Origin of the sequence: Flavobacterium sp. MR2016-29 (genome assembly GCF_015350695.1) — a bacterium.
GTDB lineage: Bacteria > Bacteroidota > Bacteroidia > Flavobacteriales > Flavobacteriaceae > Flavobacterium.
On record NZ_JADKPU010000002.1, the window covers coordinates 71189 to 88207 of the forward strand.

Sequence of the window (17019 nt, forward strand, 5' to 3'; positions counted from 1 at the left end):
TACATGGCAAATTTGCGGGATTAAAACGGGGCGAAAAACCACTAATAGACAAACAGCATTTTAAATAGACAGACGACATAAAACCAAATCAAATGATAAAAAAGTACACTTGTATTATTATTGACGATGACGAAATAGACAGACTGACGGTAGTTTCGTTTGCTAAAAAGTTTCCGATTTTAGATATTATAGGTGTTTTTGAGTCGGCTGAAGAAGCGCTTCCGTTTATCGAAAAAGAAAAAGTCGATATTTTATTTCTGGATATCGATATGCCTGGCTTAAACGGAATCGAGTTTAGAAAACAAGCATTAGAAATTCCCGTTTGTATTTTCATAACAGCACATCCAGAACATGCTGTAGAAAGTTTTGAAATTGAAACCTTGGATTTTATCGTAAAACCATTAAAACTCGATCGCTTTGCACAAACCGTAAGCCGTATTGAAGAATTTATGGAAATAAAACTCAAAGCATTGCTTTTTGAAGCCAGTATTGGCGGTGACACTATTTACATAAAAGAAGGACACGAACAGACCAAAGTAAAACTGCATGATATTTTATACCTCGAAGCTTTAAAAGACTACACGCTGATTATTACCAATAAAAAAAGACATTGTGTTTTATCGAGCATCGGAAATCTTTTGAAAGAAGATCATTTTCAATCTTTTATCAGAATTCACAGGAGTTTTGCAGTTCAGAAACAATTTATCCAAAAAATTAATTCTTCGGAAATTATATTGAACAATAACATTGCCATTCCTGTGGGAAGAAGTTATAAAGAAAATCTAAACCTGTTCTCATGAGAAAAATAGGTTTTTTGGTTTTTGTTTTTATCTCCTTTTCGGTTTTTGGACAACAAGAACCAAATTTAGCGCGTTATAAAACGACACATCAAAAACTTGTTGCCTGGGTTAAATATTGCAATGAAATTAAAAACATCGAAGCATATCCCAAACTTATCATTCAGGCTGACAAAGGAATAAATCTCTCTAAAAATCATCCAGCATTTTTGAGTAAATTCTATTATTTTAAAGGATTTGCATATGAGTTCAGCAATAACAAATATCAAAAAGCGGCTGATAATTACGAGTTATCTCTAAAATATGCCCAGAAAGCGAAACATCTTAAAATAGAAGTAAATACTTTAATGCGCCTCAGTTACATGTATTACGCCCTTAATGCAACTACAAAAAGGGTTCATTTAATTGATTACATCAAAAAAGTCGCAGATACCACAAAAAGCGTTTATGCCCACGCTGTTCTTTACGGAAGTGTGGCTGAATATTATCTCGATAATGGTGCTTATGAAACTTTTATTGGGTATCAGCTGAAGGCTATTGATTATAAAAAGAAAATTCAAAAAAGCCCGACCAATTACGAAAACATCGGAATTTCATACAGCCAGATTGCTGCTGCGTATACCAAAATGAAACAATACGATAAAGCGATCGATTATCTAAACGATGCAAAACCTTATGTAAAAAATTCTCCTTACGTAAGCGCTTTTTTATGCAATTACTACCTGCAATGTTTTGTGCCGTTAAAAAAACTCGACAGCATTCAGAAATATTATCGCTTGATTTATACCTATCCAACCAAACAAGATTCCTTATTTATTAATTTAAGTTTTGCCAACAGAAGCCTGTCTGACTATTATGTTGCGGAAGGAAAGACAGACATTGCTTACAGATATGCCAAAAAAGCGGTTTTATTGGGACAAAAATCTACTGACGAAGATATTATCATGGAAGCCAATACCGTAATGGGAAGGGTTTTATATGAAAAAGGAGAATATAAAAAGGCAATTGAAATCTTGACATTGGCCTCTAAAAATGCTTATACCTACGACAAGGAATCGTATGTGATGATCAATAAAAAGCTTTCGCAAAGTTATGCGGCGCTAGGACTTTGGAAAAAAGCTTATGATTTTAATGAAATTTACAGCAAGGCAAATGACGAAATGATGCTGGAATCAGCGAAACAAAGTATTGCGAATGCTGAAGCACGTTATCAAAATAAAGTTAAAGGTCAAGAAATTAAAACGCTTTCGACACAAAATACAATTAAAAACATTCAGATTGAAGAAGCAAAAAAACAGCGTTTCTTTTTAATTGCCGGCTTGATTTTGGTTGGCATAATTGTCTTATTGCTGTTTATGCAGAGCCGAAACCGCAAAAAAACCAATCAGAAATTACAGCTTTTGAATCAGGAATTAGATGATGCAAATAAGACAAAAGCACGTTTCTTTGGTATTTTGAACCATGATTTGCGAAGTCCGGTTTCGAACCTGATTCACTTTTTACATCTTCAAAAAGAGAACCCAGAATTAATTGATGAAGCCACAGCGCAGCGTATGCAAACGAAAGTTATTACTGGAGCGGAGAATTTATTATCTTCTATGGAAGATATTTTATTATGGAGCAAAGGACAGATGGAAAACTTCAAACCTAATGCGCACCAATTTTCGGTTGAGGGTTTATTCGAAGAAACTCTAAAACATTTTTCAAATATCGAAAACATAACGCTTTCATTTGAAGACCCAGAAAAGATCATTTTAAATACAGATGAAAATTATCTGAAAACCATAATGCGAAATCTTACCGGAAATGCTATCAAAGCGCTTGATAAAACTCCAAACGGAAAAATAATCTGGAAGGCTTGGCAAAAAAACAATCAAATTTATCTTTCGATAACGGATAACGGCCCGGGCGGCAGTCAGGAAAAATTCAAAGCCCTTTACGATGATTCTGAGGTTATCGGAATAAAATCCGGTTTAGGATTACATTTAATTCGGGATTTGGCAACCGCAATTAACTGCAAAATAGAAGTCGTTTCAAAACCTGATTTAGGAACCACTTTCCTGATCATATTTCAAAGAAATCATTTAAACACATAGAAACATAGATTTTGTAAACTTAAAAAAGGCATTTCATTTGTTTAAAAGTACATAGTTAAGTGTATTCCTGTAAGTGAAACGCCTTTTATATTCAAATAAAAAGCTATATTTCTATGTGTTTAAAAAATTAAAAGCAATAAAAAAGGCTTGACTTTCGCCAAACCTTCTTTATATAAATCATAATCTTACGATTACAACAAAGCGTCTAAACTATCTGCGTAGGTTTGTTTCGGAGCAACTCCTACTTGCTTTCCTACTACTTCACCGTTATGAAAAACCAAAACGGTTGGTATGTTGCGCACACCATATTTTGCAGCGAATTCTTGGTTTGCATCTACATCTACTTTACCAACAACTACTTTACCTGCGTACTCGTCGCTCAATTGGTCAATGATTGGACCAACCATTCTACAAGGACCGCACCATGCTGCCCAAAAATCTACCATTACTGGTTTATCTGATTTTAAAACTACTTCATCAAAAGTAGCATCTGTTATTGCTAATGCCATAATATCTTATATTTAAATTATCGTCTGAATAGTTAAAAGCTTCAAACTAGACTACAAATTTAAAAATTAAATACGAATCAAACACCATTCGCAAATTAGTTTTGATTATAAATGTATTGTCATTAATTATAAGACTAATAACTCTTTTATTGACAAGCTATTAATTACTAATAAATTGAAAATCATAATTTTAATTAAGAAAATTTTTTATCTTATCTTTAATGATTAAGAAAATTCGTCCAGATGAAAGAAACTTTATATAAAATAAAAGCCTTTTTGCAATCAGCACCTTTTAAAAAATACGCCAAACGTTTTGGCTTTTTTGTTTTAGGACTTGTTGCATTGCTTTTAATTGTCTGTGGCGCATTGTCGGTTTATTTTAATAGAAATAAAACCGAAATCATTGCCAAAATCAACACGAAGATTAATGAAAATATAAATGGAGAATTTCATGTTGGCGATTTTCAGTATAAATTTTTAACGGGTTTCCCGAATTTTACTCTTGCCCTAAAAGATGTCGAACTCAAAGACAAACAATGGAAAACACACCAGCATACTTTATTGAAAGCCAAAGAAATTGAAGCGAGATTGAATGTCTGGAGTTTAATACAAAACGAAATCAACATTCACAAAATACTCATCAACGACGCCGAAATTTATCTTTATAAAGCCGAAAACGGTTATTCGAATTCTGATATTTTTAAACCAAAAAAGAAAAAATCTCCAGAAAATACATCGGATAGAGAAACTACAATTGACCAAGTTGACCTCAGTAAAGTTCATTTTATTTTAGACAACAGAATTGGACATAAATTGTTTGATTTTGATGTGGCCAGTTTAAAAACGAAAGTAGATTATGATGGAGACGATTGGCAGACCAATGTATTTTTAGATACTCAAATTAAAAGTTTGGCTTTTAATACCGTTCACGGAAGTTTTGCCAAAGAAAAACAGCTCAAAGGAACTTTTGATGTTTCGTATTCGTCTGAAAAAGAAAAAATCGATGTAAAAACAGAAAATCTCAAAATTGGAACTGATGCTTTTGACATTGTTGCCTTTTTTAATTTAGCCAAAGGAAATGCGCTTTTCGGAATCAATATTGGAACCACTATTTTATGGAAAAATGCTTCGAATTTACTATCGGGAAACATCAGTTCTAAATTAAACCGATTTGATTTGAAAAAGGAAATTGATGTCAATTGCGACATCAAAGGTGATTTTAATGCCGAAGGAGACCCGAAAATTGTGGTTCAGGCGATAATTAAAAACAACGAATTAAGTATTCCTGACGGATTGCTGACAGACTGCAGTTTTAAAGGCATTTTTACCAATAATTTCAAGCCTTCTGCAGGTTTTAATGACGCAAATTCGGCTGTAATTATAACACACTTGTCCGGAAATTTCCAAAATATTCCCATTATTGTACCGCAAGTAACCATCAATAATCTCGAAAAACCCATTGCAACCGGTCTCGTAAATGCTGATTTTGACGTTACAAGACTCAACGAAATGAGCAATGACAAATGGATTCAGTTTTCAGAAGGACATGCCAAAGCAAATTTAAAATTCCAATTTGATATCGTCGATCTGTATATTACAAAACCCCGATTTATAGGAAATGTAAATGTAGAAAATACGTCTTTTTATTTTATACCGAAAGACATTCACGCTGAAAAAATCAATGTTCAGCTTGACTTTACTGAAAAAGCTTTACTGATTAAAAAAATTGCCTACAAACACAAAAACAACACTGTTTTTATGGAAGGCAAAATCGATAATTTCCTGAATTTATATTATGATGCTCCTGAAAAAATGGTTGTAAATTGGGATATTTATTGCCCAAATCTCGACATGAAACAATTCTTGAGTATTTTGTCGAGTTCGCAAAAAAAGAAAACAGCATCGAAACCTAAAAAAAGAGTTACCATGTCTGAACAACTGCGAAGTACGATCGAAAAATGCATTGTAGACATCAACTTTAAAGCCGACAAAATAGTATACAACCATTTGACGGCCAGCAACACAAAAGCCGAAATCATGATGATTGATTCTAAGCTGATCATCAAAAATGGTTCACTTAACACTTCTGGCGGAAGCATTACTTTTAATAGCGTTGTATCGCCCAATGGCAAGAATTTTAATTTCAGCTCAAACGCGCAGGTTACCCGCGTAGATATTTCTAGTTTTTTAAAATCGTTTAACAATTTCGGCATCACCTCTTTTAGTCCAAAAAACCTAAAAGGCAGGCTGAGCAGTCAGGCAAATGTTACCGGTTTTATTAACAGCCAAGGCGAATTAATTACCAATTCGATGCACGGAAATCTGACTTTCAATGTCAACCAAGGCGCTTTATTAAACTTTGAACCTATTGTAAAAGTGGGCAAATTTGCTTTTCCGTTTCGCGATGTCAAGAATATTACATTCAGCGATTTATCTGGAAATTTTAAATTGCGCGGCGAACAGGTCGATATTAATAATTTAACGATCAGTTCCAGCGTTTTAAATCTCGATGCCGAAGGTATTTACTCTTTCGGAAGCGGAACAAATCTGGCATTGACAATCCCACTCCGAAATTCTAAAAACGATGCTCAATTATCCAGCCAAGCCGAGCGCGATGCCGTCCGCGAAAAAGGAATTGTTTTGCATTTAGTAGCTGTGGATGATGCAGGTAAAATGAAAATTAAGTGGGGGAAGAAGGAGAAGTAGAAAGAAATTCTGTTACTACGCCGTTGATTGAGAGGATAAACCAAGAAATTTTAAATTTTTTATTGCCATGATCGTTGGAACAATTCCCCATTGAACAAAGAAACGAGTATGTATTTTTTTTGCATGTTGACGAGCACTACATAATTTGTTTCGCCAAAAACAAGAGGATTTAATTTAGAATTATTTTTTAAGATTTCAAAATAGATTCTTACTTTTTTAAAAAAGTAAGAATCTTAAACTATATTTACATTTCCCTGGCAGGTGATCTCCAGAAGCTTTATAGTTAAGTTTGAATTTTAAAAATAAAACCAATATTTAATGAATTTTTTCTCAGTTAGAACAAATGACCAAAATACTATTGGTCAAATATTAGATATGTCAACGATGGTAACTTTTGATAGGTTATCTTGGCATAAAGACGAGATTTCCATTAATGATATAGTTTTCATCGTTATCAGTGGTGATAATTCTAATAAGGTTCGTCCTTACACTAATGGCTTGAGAGCGATTGGTAAAGTTGTAAAACTCCCTCAAGATGAAGACGATAAAAAAAATTTTAACTTAGGAGTTGAAATATTTGAATTTCTCTCCAATACACTTACGAAAGATGATTTCTATGTTTACCCTTCATTAAAAGATGCTCCAAACATTGGACCTGACACAAAATCAATTGCCAATCAATCATTTAGAAAAATTACTTCTATAGTAGGACAATCAATCTTCCTTGCAATTCATGACTTATTAGGTGACGATTTTAATATATCAAAATACGATTTTCTTATTGGAGGTAACAAGCAAATAGAAAAACTTAAAATTGATAATGAATTTACGAAATTAGAAGTTGTAGATAATAATTTTATTCAGGATTCTTTTGTAGAATGGTTTAACAATCCTGTTAACTTTTTAAAATCTTATGATGGATTAGTGACTACAAAAGTTTTGAACTTTTGGAATGAAAATTATTTTGATGGATATTTATTTAAGATTGATCCTAAAAATCCTGATGATTCTGTCAATGAAATTGAAAAGCTGATTTCCTTAAAAAGCAACAAAGAAAACCATGAATGGAAAAGTTTTAGTTATGCCACAAATAGAGGGGCTCCAGAAGCCGTTTTAGGAAAGAGAAATTATATTAAATTTTTACGAGAGTTCATCTCGCAAGAAAGCAATTTAAAAAAGATTTCGGATTTAAAATTGAATACAAATGAAATCATAAATTTTTCTGGAAACGAATTATCTTATTATGTATTCTATAAAAAAACGCAAGAATCTAACCTCAATTTTTCATCCTCATTAATCCTTCGTTTCATCGCTTCATTAACTTCTAAACCTTTTCTAATTCTTAGTGGTTTATCAGGTTCTGGAAAAACCAAAATTGCACAAACTTTTGCACAATGGATTTGCGAAGATAATAATCAATATAAAATTGTTCCTGTAGGTGCAGATTGGACTAATCGAGAACCTTTACTTGGATATCCAAATGGTTTGGTTAGTAACGAATACATAACTCCTGACAGTGGTGTAATTCATTTATTATTAGACGCTATTAAACAAGAAAATAAAAACAAACCTTTCTTTTTAATTTTAGATGAGATGAATCTTAGTCATGTAGAACGTTATTTTGCAGACTTTTTAAGTATCATGGAATCTAAAGATACTATAAAATTATACACTGGCAATACAAGACAAAGCTTAGACGGTTTATCAATTCCTTCAGAAATATATTGGCCTAAAAATGTATTTATTATCGGTACAGTTAACATAGATGAAACCACTTATATGTTCAGTCCTAAAGTATTAGACAGGGCAAACGTAATTGAGTTTAGAATTACAGACGATGAAATAAAAGACTTTTTAGCAAGTCCGAGTACTCCAGATTTGCAAAAACTAAAAGGTCAAGGAGTTCCAATGGCAGAAAGTTTCTTGTCGATTTCTTCCCAAAATAGTATTGTTGAAAATGACAATATAGCAGAAGAGTTGGTATTATTTTTTAAACAATTGCAAGCAGTTGGTGCAGAATTTGGTTATCGTGCTGCAACAGAGATTTTGCAATTAGCAACAAAATTGAAAACCCTAGAACCATCAATTAAAAATAACGACTGTTTAGACATTGCAATTATGCAAAAATTGTTGCCAAAATTACACGGTTCTAGAAGTAAGCTGGTAAAAATATTAATTGCTTTGTTGAGTTTATGTTTGGAGGATATAAATAAAGAAGATTTTGAAAAGAAGTTTGATGATTTTTATAAAAACAACTTTGAAGGAATTTCTGCAAAATATCCTATTTCTTTTGAAAAACTAATTAGAATGTACAAAAATGTACTGGCTAATGGTTTTACTAGTTATGCAGAAGCATAAAGAAATATGGAAGAAATCAAAAAACATATTCAAATACCATTAACTTTTTTCAATGAAACTGGTTTTTTAGAAATCTATCCTGAAAATAAGGGGAGACTTTTTGAAATTTCAGAAGAGGAAGCAAACGAGAATGGAGAAAGCAACTTTCAAATCTTGGAAGGTAATTGTTATGAATATGCATTTACAAATAAAAATTATCGTCTAAATTGTAGTATTGATGGTATAGTCTCACAGTCAAAACGCGATCCCTCTTTAGGTAGAATTGTTACTAATATTTATGTGGGCACACTAACTTTATTTGTTACCGATATTACTCAAGAAAGCAAAGAATTTGAAGTTAATATTGAAGTTTTAGCAACTAAATTCGATACCGAGCTCGATAAAAGCTACCGTGAAAACTACCGTTTTATGTTAAAAGACATAACAGATAAGTGTACAGAGCTTTTAATGCAAATCAATTCTCCAGTTGAGCAAAATTTTGAAACAGACTTTTCAAGAGATAATGAAACAATCTACCAAAGATTTAGTTTTGTTAACTCTATCATTCAAAATAGAGATTTTGAAGAAGCTATATTAAAAATTATAGCTTCTCCAAAAACCAATTGGAATACTGAGGCAGAAACAATCGATATTCGTAAAGTAAAAAGATTTAATAACGCTGAAACGAAGCAAATTTCATCAGGCTCAAATAGAATCCCTTTACAAACATCGCATCCTTTATTTCGCGCAGGAATTCAATCGATCCCAAACAAAATAAATAGCTTTAGAAAAGTTGAACACACAGACACATCTGAAAATCGATTTGTAAAACATGCTTTGGATGTTTTTTTAAGATTTGCAGAAGATTGTCAACAATACTTTAAGGATAAAAAATATTCAAGACCACATATAGAAGCATCTAATTTGGTTACAAAACTTGATGGCTATTTAAGCCAATCTTTCTTTAAGGATATTTCCAGACCAAATTCGTTAAAATTAAATAGTCCTGTTTTACAACGAAAAAGTGGTTACCGTGAAGTTTTAAGCACATGGTTGCAATTTGATTTAGCTGCCAAATTAGTTTGGAAAGGTGGTGATGATGTATATAAAGCTGGTAAAAGAGATATTGCTACTTTATACGAATATTGGTTGTTTTTTACATTGTATGATCTATTCAAATCTAAATTTAAAATAAAAGATATCGAACACGAAGAGCAATCTTATAACCATTTGATAGAGCCAACTAAAGACGGTTTGAATGTAATGGTAAAACAAGGAAAACATACTGCTTTGTACGGTGATTTTATTACAGAAAATAGAGTATTAAAAGTAAAATTCTCATACAATCGTTCTTTTAAAGGAGGCACAAAATATACTGATGAGCAAACTGGTAGTTATACAACTACACTGCGTCCAGATTATACATTGTCAGTTTGGCCCACAATGCTAAAAGAAAAAGAAGCTGAAGAGAAGACCTTATCGTACATATTCATTTCGATGCAAAATATAAAATAACACAATTCCAAATTCAAACTTCTACAGATAATGATTTAATAGAACAAGAAGAAAACAACGAGAGAAAGGGAATATATAAAAATGCTGATTTGTTAAAGATGCACGCTTATAAAGATGCAATTAGAAGATCAGGAGGTGCTTATGTTTTGTATCCCGGAACAGAAAAAAAGGAAATAAGAGGCTTTCACGAAATCATTCCAGGATTAGGTGCTTTTTCTATCAATCCAACAGGGCCAAATAACGGCATTACAGAATTATCTAAGTTTATTGATCTGGTTATTGAGCATTTACTAGACCGAGCATCCCAACGGGAAAATATAAATCATAAAGCTCACAATATTCATCAAATTAGTAAAGAAGATAACAATCTACTCCATGAACCAATTCCTGAATATTTAAATGGCTCAAAATTAATACCAGACGAAACTTTTGTGTTAGTGGGGTATTCAAAAACAGCTAAACGATTTGATTGGTATAATGAAAATAAAAAGTATTTTTTCCGAATGAATGATACTATTGGTTCATTAGAATTAACAAATGAAGTTGTAAGTGCGAAATACCTTTTATTAAGGAGAAATGGACAAGAAACAGCTTTCGATTTATATGAAATAAAAAGTAACGGTATACAAGTTTATTCAAAAAATAGAATTATTGAACTCAATTTTCCACAAGCAAATGATTTAAAAGAACATTATTTAAAAATAGATATTGAAAAAGTAACTGATTTAGAATTTGAAAATGTAAGCTGGAATTTTAAAAAATTAGATGAATACAAAAAAAATTTAGAAACAAACAAGAATGTTTACACACAGGCAGGAATGCCTTTTACTGTATCATTAACTAAATTGATGAAGACAAAGGAAATTAAATAATGAATAATCTCCAATGTAAATTATAAAACATTCCCCACACCAACCTATAACCCATTAAATACCACTAATTATTAAATTTAAACACCTTAATAATTATTCATTATGGATTGTTTTACGCCGGAACAGCGCTCCAAAAACATGCGTGCGATAAAAAGCAAGGACACCAAAGAAGAAATCACTTTGGCAAAAGCGTTATGGAATATAGGCTTGCGTTATCGGAAAAACAACAAAAAAGTCTTTGGTTGTCCAGATTTAACTTTTACTCCTCTTAAAATTGCCATTTTTGTTGATGGTGAATTCTTCCACGGAAAAGACTGGGAAACCAAAAAAAAACCAAAAAACAATTCAGAATATTGGATCAAAAAAATTGAACGGAATATGCAAAGAGACATTGAAGTCAATGCCTATTTAGAATCTCACAATTGGAAAGTACTGCGTTTTTGGAGCAACGATATCAAAAAGAATCTAGGCTCTTGCATTATGGAAATTCTAAATATGATTAATTTTAGGAGAGAGCAATTATCAAAAATTCCTCCTTTATGGGAATGACAAAAAATCCCGAAATTTTTCATAATGTTTTATTAACTCGCTTGTCTTTTCATTCTAATTGAGATAGCTTTGAGAAACTATCATTAAATATATACCTTATGAAAATTCAAATCAATACAGATAAAAACATTGACGGACACGAAAGATTAGAAGCTTATTTTTCTGCAGAATTAGAAAAAGGCTTAGCTCGCTTTGAGGAAAAAATTACCCGAGTTGAAGTTCATTTTGGAGATGAAAATGGAGAGAAATTCAGCTTAAACGATAAAAAATGCGTGATCGAAGTGCGCACTGCAAAATTACAGCCTTTAACGGTTACAGAGCATGCTGATACAATCGAAAAAGCTTTTAGCGGTGCTTTAAGCAAAGTAAAAAAATCACTTACTACAACTTTCGAAAAACTGAAAGCGCACTAGGGGAAAAAGGTGCAAAGGTACATAGGCTCAGAGTTTTTCTTTGCGCCTATGTACCTTTATCACTTTGCTACTTTGAACCTTTGTCACTTTGAACCTTTGTACCTTTATCACTTTGCACCTTTGCCACTTTGCCACTTTGTACCTCTAAAATTATGATTTCGGCAACGGAGCTCCAACTGCAATATCGCAACGGTGACCTGGTTTTCCGTGTGCGGGGTTCATTCCGTCTGCTGTTGCTACTGGTTCTTCTGTACTTAATAAAGCTGGAACAGCATTTCCTGCTGGTGGTGTTACCGTAAAGGTTTGTGAAGTGCTTCCTCCTTGTGTTGGAATTGCAGCAACTGGTTTTGCAACTGGAGAATTTAGAGGTGCTCCAACCGGAATATCACATCTGTGACCTGGCTGTCCGTGCGACGGATTCATTCCTTTCCCTACTTTTACCGGCTGCGCAACAGTTGTTGTTGTCGTAATTCTATTTTGCTGATTCGGATTTACTTGAACAGTTTGAACAGGCTGCGCTGTTTGTCCTTGCGCCGGTGCCGAATTCAATGGTGCGCCAACTGCAATATCGCAACGGTGACCTGGCTGTCCGTGAGCGGGATTCAAACCTTTGGTTTCTCCTAAAACTGTATTCGGGTTTGTGGCTGGTGCCTGTACTACAGATTGAACTTTTGCCGTATCTTTTACTAATCCTAATTTAATTAATTCAGAAGTAGGCGTACTTTGTTGTGGTTCTAATTCTTTTTTGCAGGACACAAAAAGCAAAGAAGAAATAACGATCGAACTTATAATGGTTTTCGGATTCATGTTTGTGGTATTTTAGAGCACTCAAATATAAAAAATTAAACTATATAAGTAATGTAAGATCTTTTAAGTTTTTGATTTACTTTATGATTAAATCTCGCAAAAACGGTAAGGCGGGAAGTTTTTTTCTCGCAGATTTTAAACTGAATGAAATATTAGACTATCTGTCTAAATCTGCTAAATCTGGGTGAAACCTTTTATCCTTTAAAAATCATTCCTACCTTTAAACTCAAATAACTTAACTCATGAAAAAATCAATTCTACTCCTTCTATTCGTTACATTTTTTGCAAATGCACAAACTTCTGATAAAGAGAAAATCAATCAAACACTAGACACTTGGCATAAAGCTGCTGCCGATGTGAAGTTCGATGCTTATTTTGATTTAATGGCTGATGATGCCATTTTTATAGGAACAGATGCAACTGAAAACTGGACTAAAAAGAATTTCAAAATTTGGGCGAAACCATTTTTTGACAAAGGAAAAACTTGGAATTTTACTGCTTTAGAACGCAATATCTTTTTTGACAAAACTGGAACCATTGCTTGGTTTGATGAATTGCTAAATACGCAAATGAAAATCTGCCGCGGTTCAGGCGTTTTAGTCAAAATAGGAAACGAATGGAAAATCCAGCATTATGTGTTATCCATGACGATTCCGAATGACGAAGTTGATGCCGTAACTAAAGCTAAAGCGCCGATCGAAGATGTTCTGATTGCAAAACTTAAGAAGAAATAAAACATTTTAGAACTTTCTTATTATAATCCTAACTTTTCTAGCACTTTAGCAAACCTATTGTCAATTTAATTATAATACAATTGATAAAATTCTTTGTAATTTAGAAGTTCAAAATAAGATTGTCTCAAAAAAAAGACCTGTATTTTACAAAATCGACTAAAATAAAAGACTAGCCTCTATTTTTAAAGCCTTAAAAATCAAAATATCTATTTTTTTTTAACTTTGACCCCAAAAAAAATAGGGTTCAATAAAGTATTTGAAAAATGAAAATAGAAAGACGCTGGATCATCTCCTTTATTATTATAAGTATTGTTTGTATTACGGGGGCATTTTGGCCAACAGTTACTAAAAACAGTTATGTATTGTCTAAGTTTGGTACAATAGACCATATCGTTCCTGCAGATGTCGCTTGGATGCTGACTTCCTGCTGTCTTGTTTTAATCATGACGCCGGGATTATCTTTTTTCTATGGCGGTATGGTAGGCAAGAAAAATGTTATTTCAACCATGCTGCAAAGTTTCATTTGTTTGGGCGTGGTAACACTTTTATGGGTTGTTGTCGGATTTAGCTTGGCTTTTGGAGAACCAGTAGGTTTTGGTTCTGGAGATCACTTTTACAGCTTCTTCGGAAATCCGACTACTTTTGCTTTTATGGATTATGTGGGCGTTTTGCCTCATAAACAATTGGCCAGCACAATTCCGTTTATGCTGTTTGCGCTGTTTCAAATGAAATTTGCCATAATTGCTCCGGCAATTATCACTGGTTCATTTGCAGAACGTGTTCGCTTTATATCGTATTTATTATTCATCAGTTTGTTTACTATATTTATTTATGCGCCTTTGTGTCATTCTGTTTGGTATCCAACAGGTGTTTTAGGAAGTTATTTCGGCGTTAAAGATTTCGCTGGCGGAACGGTAGTTCACATGAGTTCTGGATTTGCTGCTTTGGCCGGTGTTTTAGTTCTCGGAAAAAGAAAAAATAGTCAGCATATTCCAACCAATATTCCGTTTGTATTATTAGGAACTGGAATGTTATGGTTTGGCTGGTTCGGTTTCAACGCTGGTTCAGCTCTTGCTGCAAACGGAACTGCCGCAATGGCTTTTGCAACGACAACAACTTCATCGGCAGCAGCCATGTTAACTTGGGTTTTCTTTGATAGAATGAACGGCAGAAAAGTTTCGGCATTAGGCGCTTGTATTGGAGCTGTTGTTGGATTGGTTGCCATAACTCCGGCAGCAGGTTATATTTCTGTTCCTGAAAGTATGTTCTTCGGGTTTATTACTGCTTTGGTTTCAAACTCCGTTGTTAACTGCAGTTTCTCAAAAAGATTCGATGACACTCTTGATGTTTTTGCTTGTCACGGCGTTGGCGGTATTATGGGAATGATCCTTACTGCGATCTTCGCACACGGAGAAAATGCGAGTTTATTACACGGTGGCTGGAACGTTTTTGCGCATCATATGATGGCTTTAGTTTTAGTATCGATATTTACTTTCTTCGGAGCTTATTTCTTGTTTAAAGTAACCAACTTTATTATTCCGCTTCGTGTTTCTGAAGAAAACGAACACATCGGACTTGATTTATCGCAGCACGACGAAACATTAGATCCAAAATCAAAACCCATTACAGAACCGCATTACGGTTGAAAATATACCACAGATTTAGCAAATTAAAATGATTTTTAATTAAATAATTAATCTTTCTAATTTGCGAAATCTATTGTAAAAACTTTTAAAACCTAATTGCACTATTTTCATTCGTTTATATTCCTTAATTTTGCGGAAAATTTTTGTACAAGTGGGAAGTAAAAATAAACTAAAAAGATTCAGAGAAAACGAAACATTTGAAAACGTTTTTCAACCAACAAGAGAAGAAGTTGTAGGCGATTTAATGCCTCTGAAAGGAAAATGGAATTCTGATTTCTTTAAAAATGACAATCCATTAGTTTTAGAATTAGGATGTGGAAAAGGAGAATATTCTGTTGGATTGGCAGAAAGATATCCGAACAAAAATTTTATCGGAATTGATATTAAAGGAGCTCGTTTCTGGAGAGGTGCAAAAACCGCTGTTGAAAACGGACTATATAACGTTGCATTTGTTCGAACTCAAATCGAATTGATCAATCATATTTTTGCTGATAATGAAGTAGATGAAATCTGGATTACATTTCCGGATCCGCAAATCAAATACAAAAGAACAAAACACAGAATGACAAATTCTGAATTTTTGAAATTGTATAAAAAAATCCTTAAAAAAGACGGTGTCGTAAACCTAAAAACCGACAGCGAATTTATGCACGGATATACGCTTGGATTGCTTCACGGCGAAGGACATGAGGTTTTATACGCCAATCATAATGTCTATAAAAATGAAGGAAGTCCAGAAGAAGTTACTGCTTTTCAAACTTTCTATGAAAAACAATATTTAGAAATTAACAAGGCAATTACGTATATTCGTTTCAAAATTAAAGATTAATTTAATTTTGAAAACAGTTTTTTTCTAACCCATCAAATAATTGAATGGCATTACTTACTCCATTACTTTCAGGTTTTATTGCAGCAGTTATAGGGATTATTCCGCCAGGTTTAATCAACATGACAGCAGCGAAAATAAATCTGAAAGAAGGGAAAAAGAATGCAATGTGGTTTGTAATTGGCGCTGTTTTAGTCATTTTTTTTCAGGTTTATGTAGCGGTTTTATTTGCTCAGGTAATTGACAATCGGCCAGATGTGGTTACTCTACTGCGTGAAGTTGGATTCGGTATTTTTTCGGTCTTGACGATATACTTTTTGTTTATCGCCAAAGAACCCAAAGCAAAGAAATCGAAGATTAAAAAAAGCAGTAAAAAAAGCCGTTTCTTTTTAGGAATGCTGCTTTCGGGATTGAACTTTTTTCCAATTCCGTATTATGTTTTGGTAAGTGTTACTTTGGCATCTTACCAACTTTTTGTTTTTGAGAGCAACATCATTTTTACTTTTGTTTTAGGTTCTGTTTTAGGTTCGTTTGTTGTTTTGTACAGCTACATTGCCTTTTTTGGAAGAATAGAAAAGAAAACGGATTATTTGATGCGAAACATGAACACTATTATTGGCAGCATTACGGGTTTAGTTGCTATCCTTACACTTTTTAATATTTTGAATTACTACTTTGGGTAAAACATAAACCACAGATTTGGCAGATTATTTTTGCCACAAATTAAAGTTTTTTGATTTAATTTTAATCCGCTTAATCTGCAAAATCTGCGAGAAACAATTTTAAAAATCAAATTATGACCGAAGATAATTTTTTCGAAAAAGTGTATGCGGTTGCCAGGCAAATTCCGTACGGAAAAGTAACTTCTTATGGCGCAATTGCAAAAGCTTTAGGAACCGCACGTTCTGCACGAATGGTTGGCTGGGCGATGAATGCGTGTCATAATATGGACGATATTCCCGCGCATCGCGTTGTAAACAGAAAAGGACTTTTGACTGGAAAACATCACTTCGACGGAACCAATTTAATGCAGCAATTACTAGAAAGCGAAGGCATTAAAATTGTCGACAATCAAATTATAGATCTCGAAAAACATTTCTGGGAACCGGAAATTTCCACCTTATAAATGATATAAGTTCATTTTAAGTTTGCTTTACTTTATCAATTAATCGCGCAAAGACGCAGAGTCGCTAAGTTTTTCTTTTTTAAGTT

The 17019-nt window shown here is 33.2% G+C and carries 15 protein-coding genes; 13 read left to right on the forward strand and 2 right to left on the reverse strand.

Features of this window, described 5'->3' with window-relative positions; all coding sequences use genetic code 11:
- The first annotated feature begins 92 nt into the window (after positions 1 to 92).
- Positions 93 to 800, forward strand: coding sequence for a LytR/AlgR family response regulator transcription factor (locus IR010_RS06265; protein ID WP_194602556.1), 708 nt, complete (start codon positions 93 to 95; stop codon positions 798 to 800).
- Positions 797 to 2893, forward strand: coding sequence for an ATP-binding protein (locus tag IR010_RS06270; protein ID WP_194602559.1), 2097 nt, complete (start codon positions 797 to 799; stop codon positions 2891 to 2893). Before IR010_RS06265 ends, IR010_RS06270 begins: the two co-directional genes overlap by 4 nt.
- Positions 2894 to 3084: 191 nt before the next feature.
- Here the strand turns inward: IR010_RS06270 and trxA are convergent, their stop codons facing one another.
- A complete protein-coding gene (gene trxA, locus IR010_RS06275; RefSeq protein ID WP_012023423.1) occupies positions 3085 to 3402 on the reverse strand; it encodes a thioredoxin in 318 nt (105 codons plus the stop codon).
- Positions 3403 to 3645: 243 nt separating this feature from the next.
- Here trxA and IR010_RS06280 point away from each other — a divergent pair, with 243 nt between their 5' ends.
- The 6 genes from IR010_RS06280 to IR010_RS06305 all read left to right on the forward strand — a co-directional run bounded on the left by IR010_RS06280 (position 3646) and on the right by IR010_RS06305 (position 11794).
- Entirely contained in the window at positions 3646 to 6108 is a 2463-nt protein-coding gene (locus tag IR010_RS06280) for an AsmA family protein (protein ID WP_194602562.1), read from the forward strand.
- A gap of 318 nt (positions 6109 to 6426) precedes the next feature.
- Positions 6427 to 8466 carry an McrB family protein gene (locus IR010_RS06285; protein WP_194602565.1) on the forward strand — a complete coding sequence of 680 codons (2040 nt, stop codon included), beginning with the start codon at positions 6427 to 6429 and terminating at the stop codon, positions 8464 to 8466.
- Between the two features lie 6 nt (positions 8467 to 8472).
- On the forward strand, positions 8473 to 9960 hold the full coding sequence (locus IR010_RS20205; RefSeq protein WP_194602568.1) for a DUF2357 domain-containing protein: 1488 nt from the start codon (positions 8473 to 8475) through the stop codon (positions 9958 to 9960).
- 11 nt (positions 9961 to 9971) lie between these two features.
- Entirely contained in the window at positions 9972 to 10832 is an 861-nt protein-coding gene (locus tag IR010_RS20210; protein WP_317174444.1) for a nuclease domain-containing protein, read from the forward strand.
- Between the two features lie 102 nt (positions 10833 to 10934).
- Positions 10935 to 11381, forward strand: a complete 447-nt coding sequence (locus IR010_RS06300) for a very short patch repair endonuclease (RefSeq protein WP_194602571.1) — start codon at positions 10935 to 10937, stop codon at positions 11379 to 11381.
- 98 nt (positions 11382 to 11479) lie between these two features.
- Positions 11480 to 11794 (forward strand): HPF/RaiA family ribosome-associated protein, encoded by a 315-nt coding sequence (locus tag IR010_RS06305; RefSeq protein WP_194567929.1) that lies wholly within the window; start codon positions 11480 to 11482, stop codon positions 11792 to 11794.
- Positions 11795 to 11944: 150 nt separating this feature from the next.
- On the opposite strand, the gene IR010_RS06310 is transcribed toward IR010_RS06305, so the two are convergent.
- Positions 11945 to 12601: a hypothetical protein gene (locus IR010_RS06310; RefSeq protein ID WP_194602573.1), complete on the reverse strand. Its 657-nt coding sequence runs from the start codon at positions 12599 to 12601 to the stop codon at positions 11945 to 11947.
- A gap of 242 nt (positions 12602 to 12843) precedes the next feature.
- Between IR010_RS06310 and IR010_RS06315 the strand changes: the two genes are divergently transcribed.
- From IR010_RS06315 to IR010_RS06335, 5 genes are all read left to right on the forward strand, one after another.
- Entirely contained in the window at positions 12844 to 13335 is a 492-nt protein-coding gene (locus IR010_RS06315) for a nuclear transport factor 2 family protein (RefSeq protein WP_194602576.1), read from the forward strand.
- A 263-nt stretch (positions 13336 to 13598) separates the two neighbouring features.
- On the forward strand, positions 13599 to 14981 hold the full coding sequence (locus tag IR010_RS06320; protein ID WP_029271660.1) for an ammonium transporter: 1383 nt from the start codon (positions 13599 to 13601) through the stop codon (positions 14979 to 14981).
- A 151-nt stretch (positions 14982 to 15132) separates the two neighbouring features.
- Positions 15133 to 15810, forward strand: a complete 678-nt coding sequence (trmB, locus tag IR010_RS06325; protein ID WP_194602579.1) for a tRNA (guanosine(46)-N7)-methyltransferase TrmB — start codon at positions 15133 to 15135, stop codon at positions 15808 to 15810.
- 44 nt (positions 15811 to 15854) lie between these two features.
- Positions 15855 to 16490 carry a LysE family transporter gene (locus IR010_RS06330; protein WP_029271658.1) on the forward strand — a complete coding sequence of 212 codons (636 nt, stop codon included), beginning with the start codon at positions 15855 to 15857 and terminating at the stop codon, positions 16488 to 16490.
- A gap of 113 nt (positions 16491 to 16603) precedes the next feature.
- Positions 16604 to 16933, forward strand: coding sequence for an MGMT family protein (locus IR010_RS06335; RefSeq protein WP_194567921.1), 330 nt, complete (start codon positions 16604 to 16606; stop codon positions 16931 to 16933).
- Positions 16934 to 17019 lie beyond the last annotated feature (86 nt).

Coding starts and splice junctions, on each gene's coding strand:
- IR010_RS06265 (WP_194602556.1), top strand. CDS start 93: ATGATAAAAAAGTACACTTGTATTATTATTGACGATGACGAAATAGAC.
- IR010_RS06270 (WP_194602559.1), top strand. CDS start 797: ATGAGAAAAATAGGTTTTTTGGTTTTTGTTTTTATCTCCTTTTCGGTT.
- trxA (WP_012023423.1), bottom strand. CDS start 3,402: ATGGCATTAGCAATAACAGATGCTACTTTTGATGAAGTAGTTTTAAAA.
- IR010_RS06280 (WP_194602562.1), top strand. CDS start 3,646: ATGAAAGAAACTTTATATAAAATAAAAGCCTTTTTGCAATCAGCACCT.
- IR010_RS06285 (WP_194602565.1), top strand. CDS start 6,427: ATGAATTTTTTCTCAGTTAGAACAAATGACCAAAATACTATTGGTCAA.
- IR010_RS20205 (WP_194602568.1), top strand. CDS start 8,473: ATGGAAGAAATCAAAAAACATATTCAAATACCATTAACTTTTTTCAAT.
- IR010_RS06300 (WP_194602571.1), top strand. CDS start 10,935: ATGGATTGTTTTACGCCGGAACAGCGCTCCAAAAACATGCGTGCGATA.
- IR010_RS06305 (WP_194567929.1), top strand. CDS start 11,480: ATGAAAATTCAAATCAATACAGATAAAAACATTGACGGACACGAAAGA.
- IR010_RS06310 (WP_194602573.1), bottom strand. CDS start 12,601: ATGAATCCGAAAACCATTATAAGTTCGATCGTTATTTCTTCTTTGCTT.
- IR010_RS06315 (WP_194602576.1), top strand. CDS start 12,844: ATGAAAAAATCAATTCTACTCCTTCTATTCGTTACATTTTTTGCAAAT.
- IR010_RS06320 (WP_029271660.1), top strand. CDS start 13,599: ATGAAAATAGAAAGACGCTGGATCATCTCCTTTATTATTATAAGTATT.
- IR010_RS06330 (WP_029271658.1), top strand. CDS start 15,855: ATGGCATTACTTACTCCATTACTTTCAGGTTTTATTGCAGCAGTTATA.
- IR010_RS06335 (WP_194567921.1), top strand. CDS start 16,604: ATGACCGAAGATAATTTTTTCGAAAAAGTGTATGCGGTTGCCAGGCAA.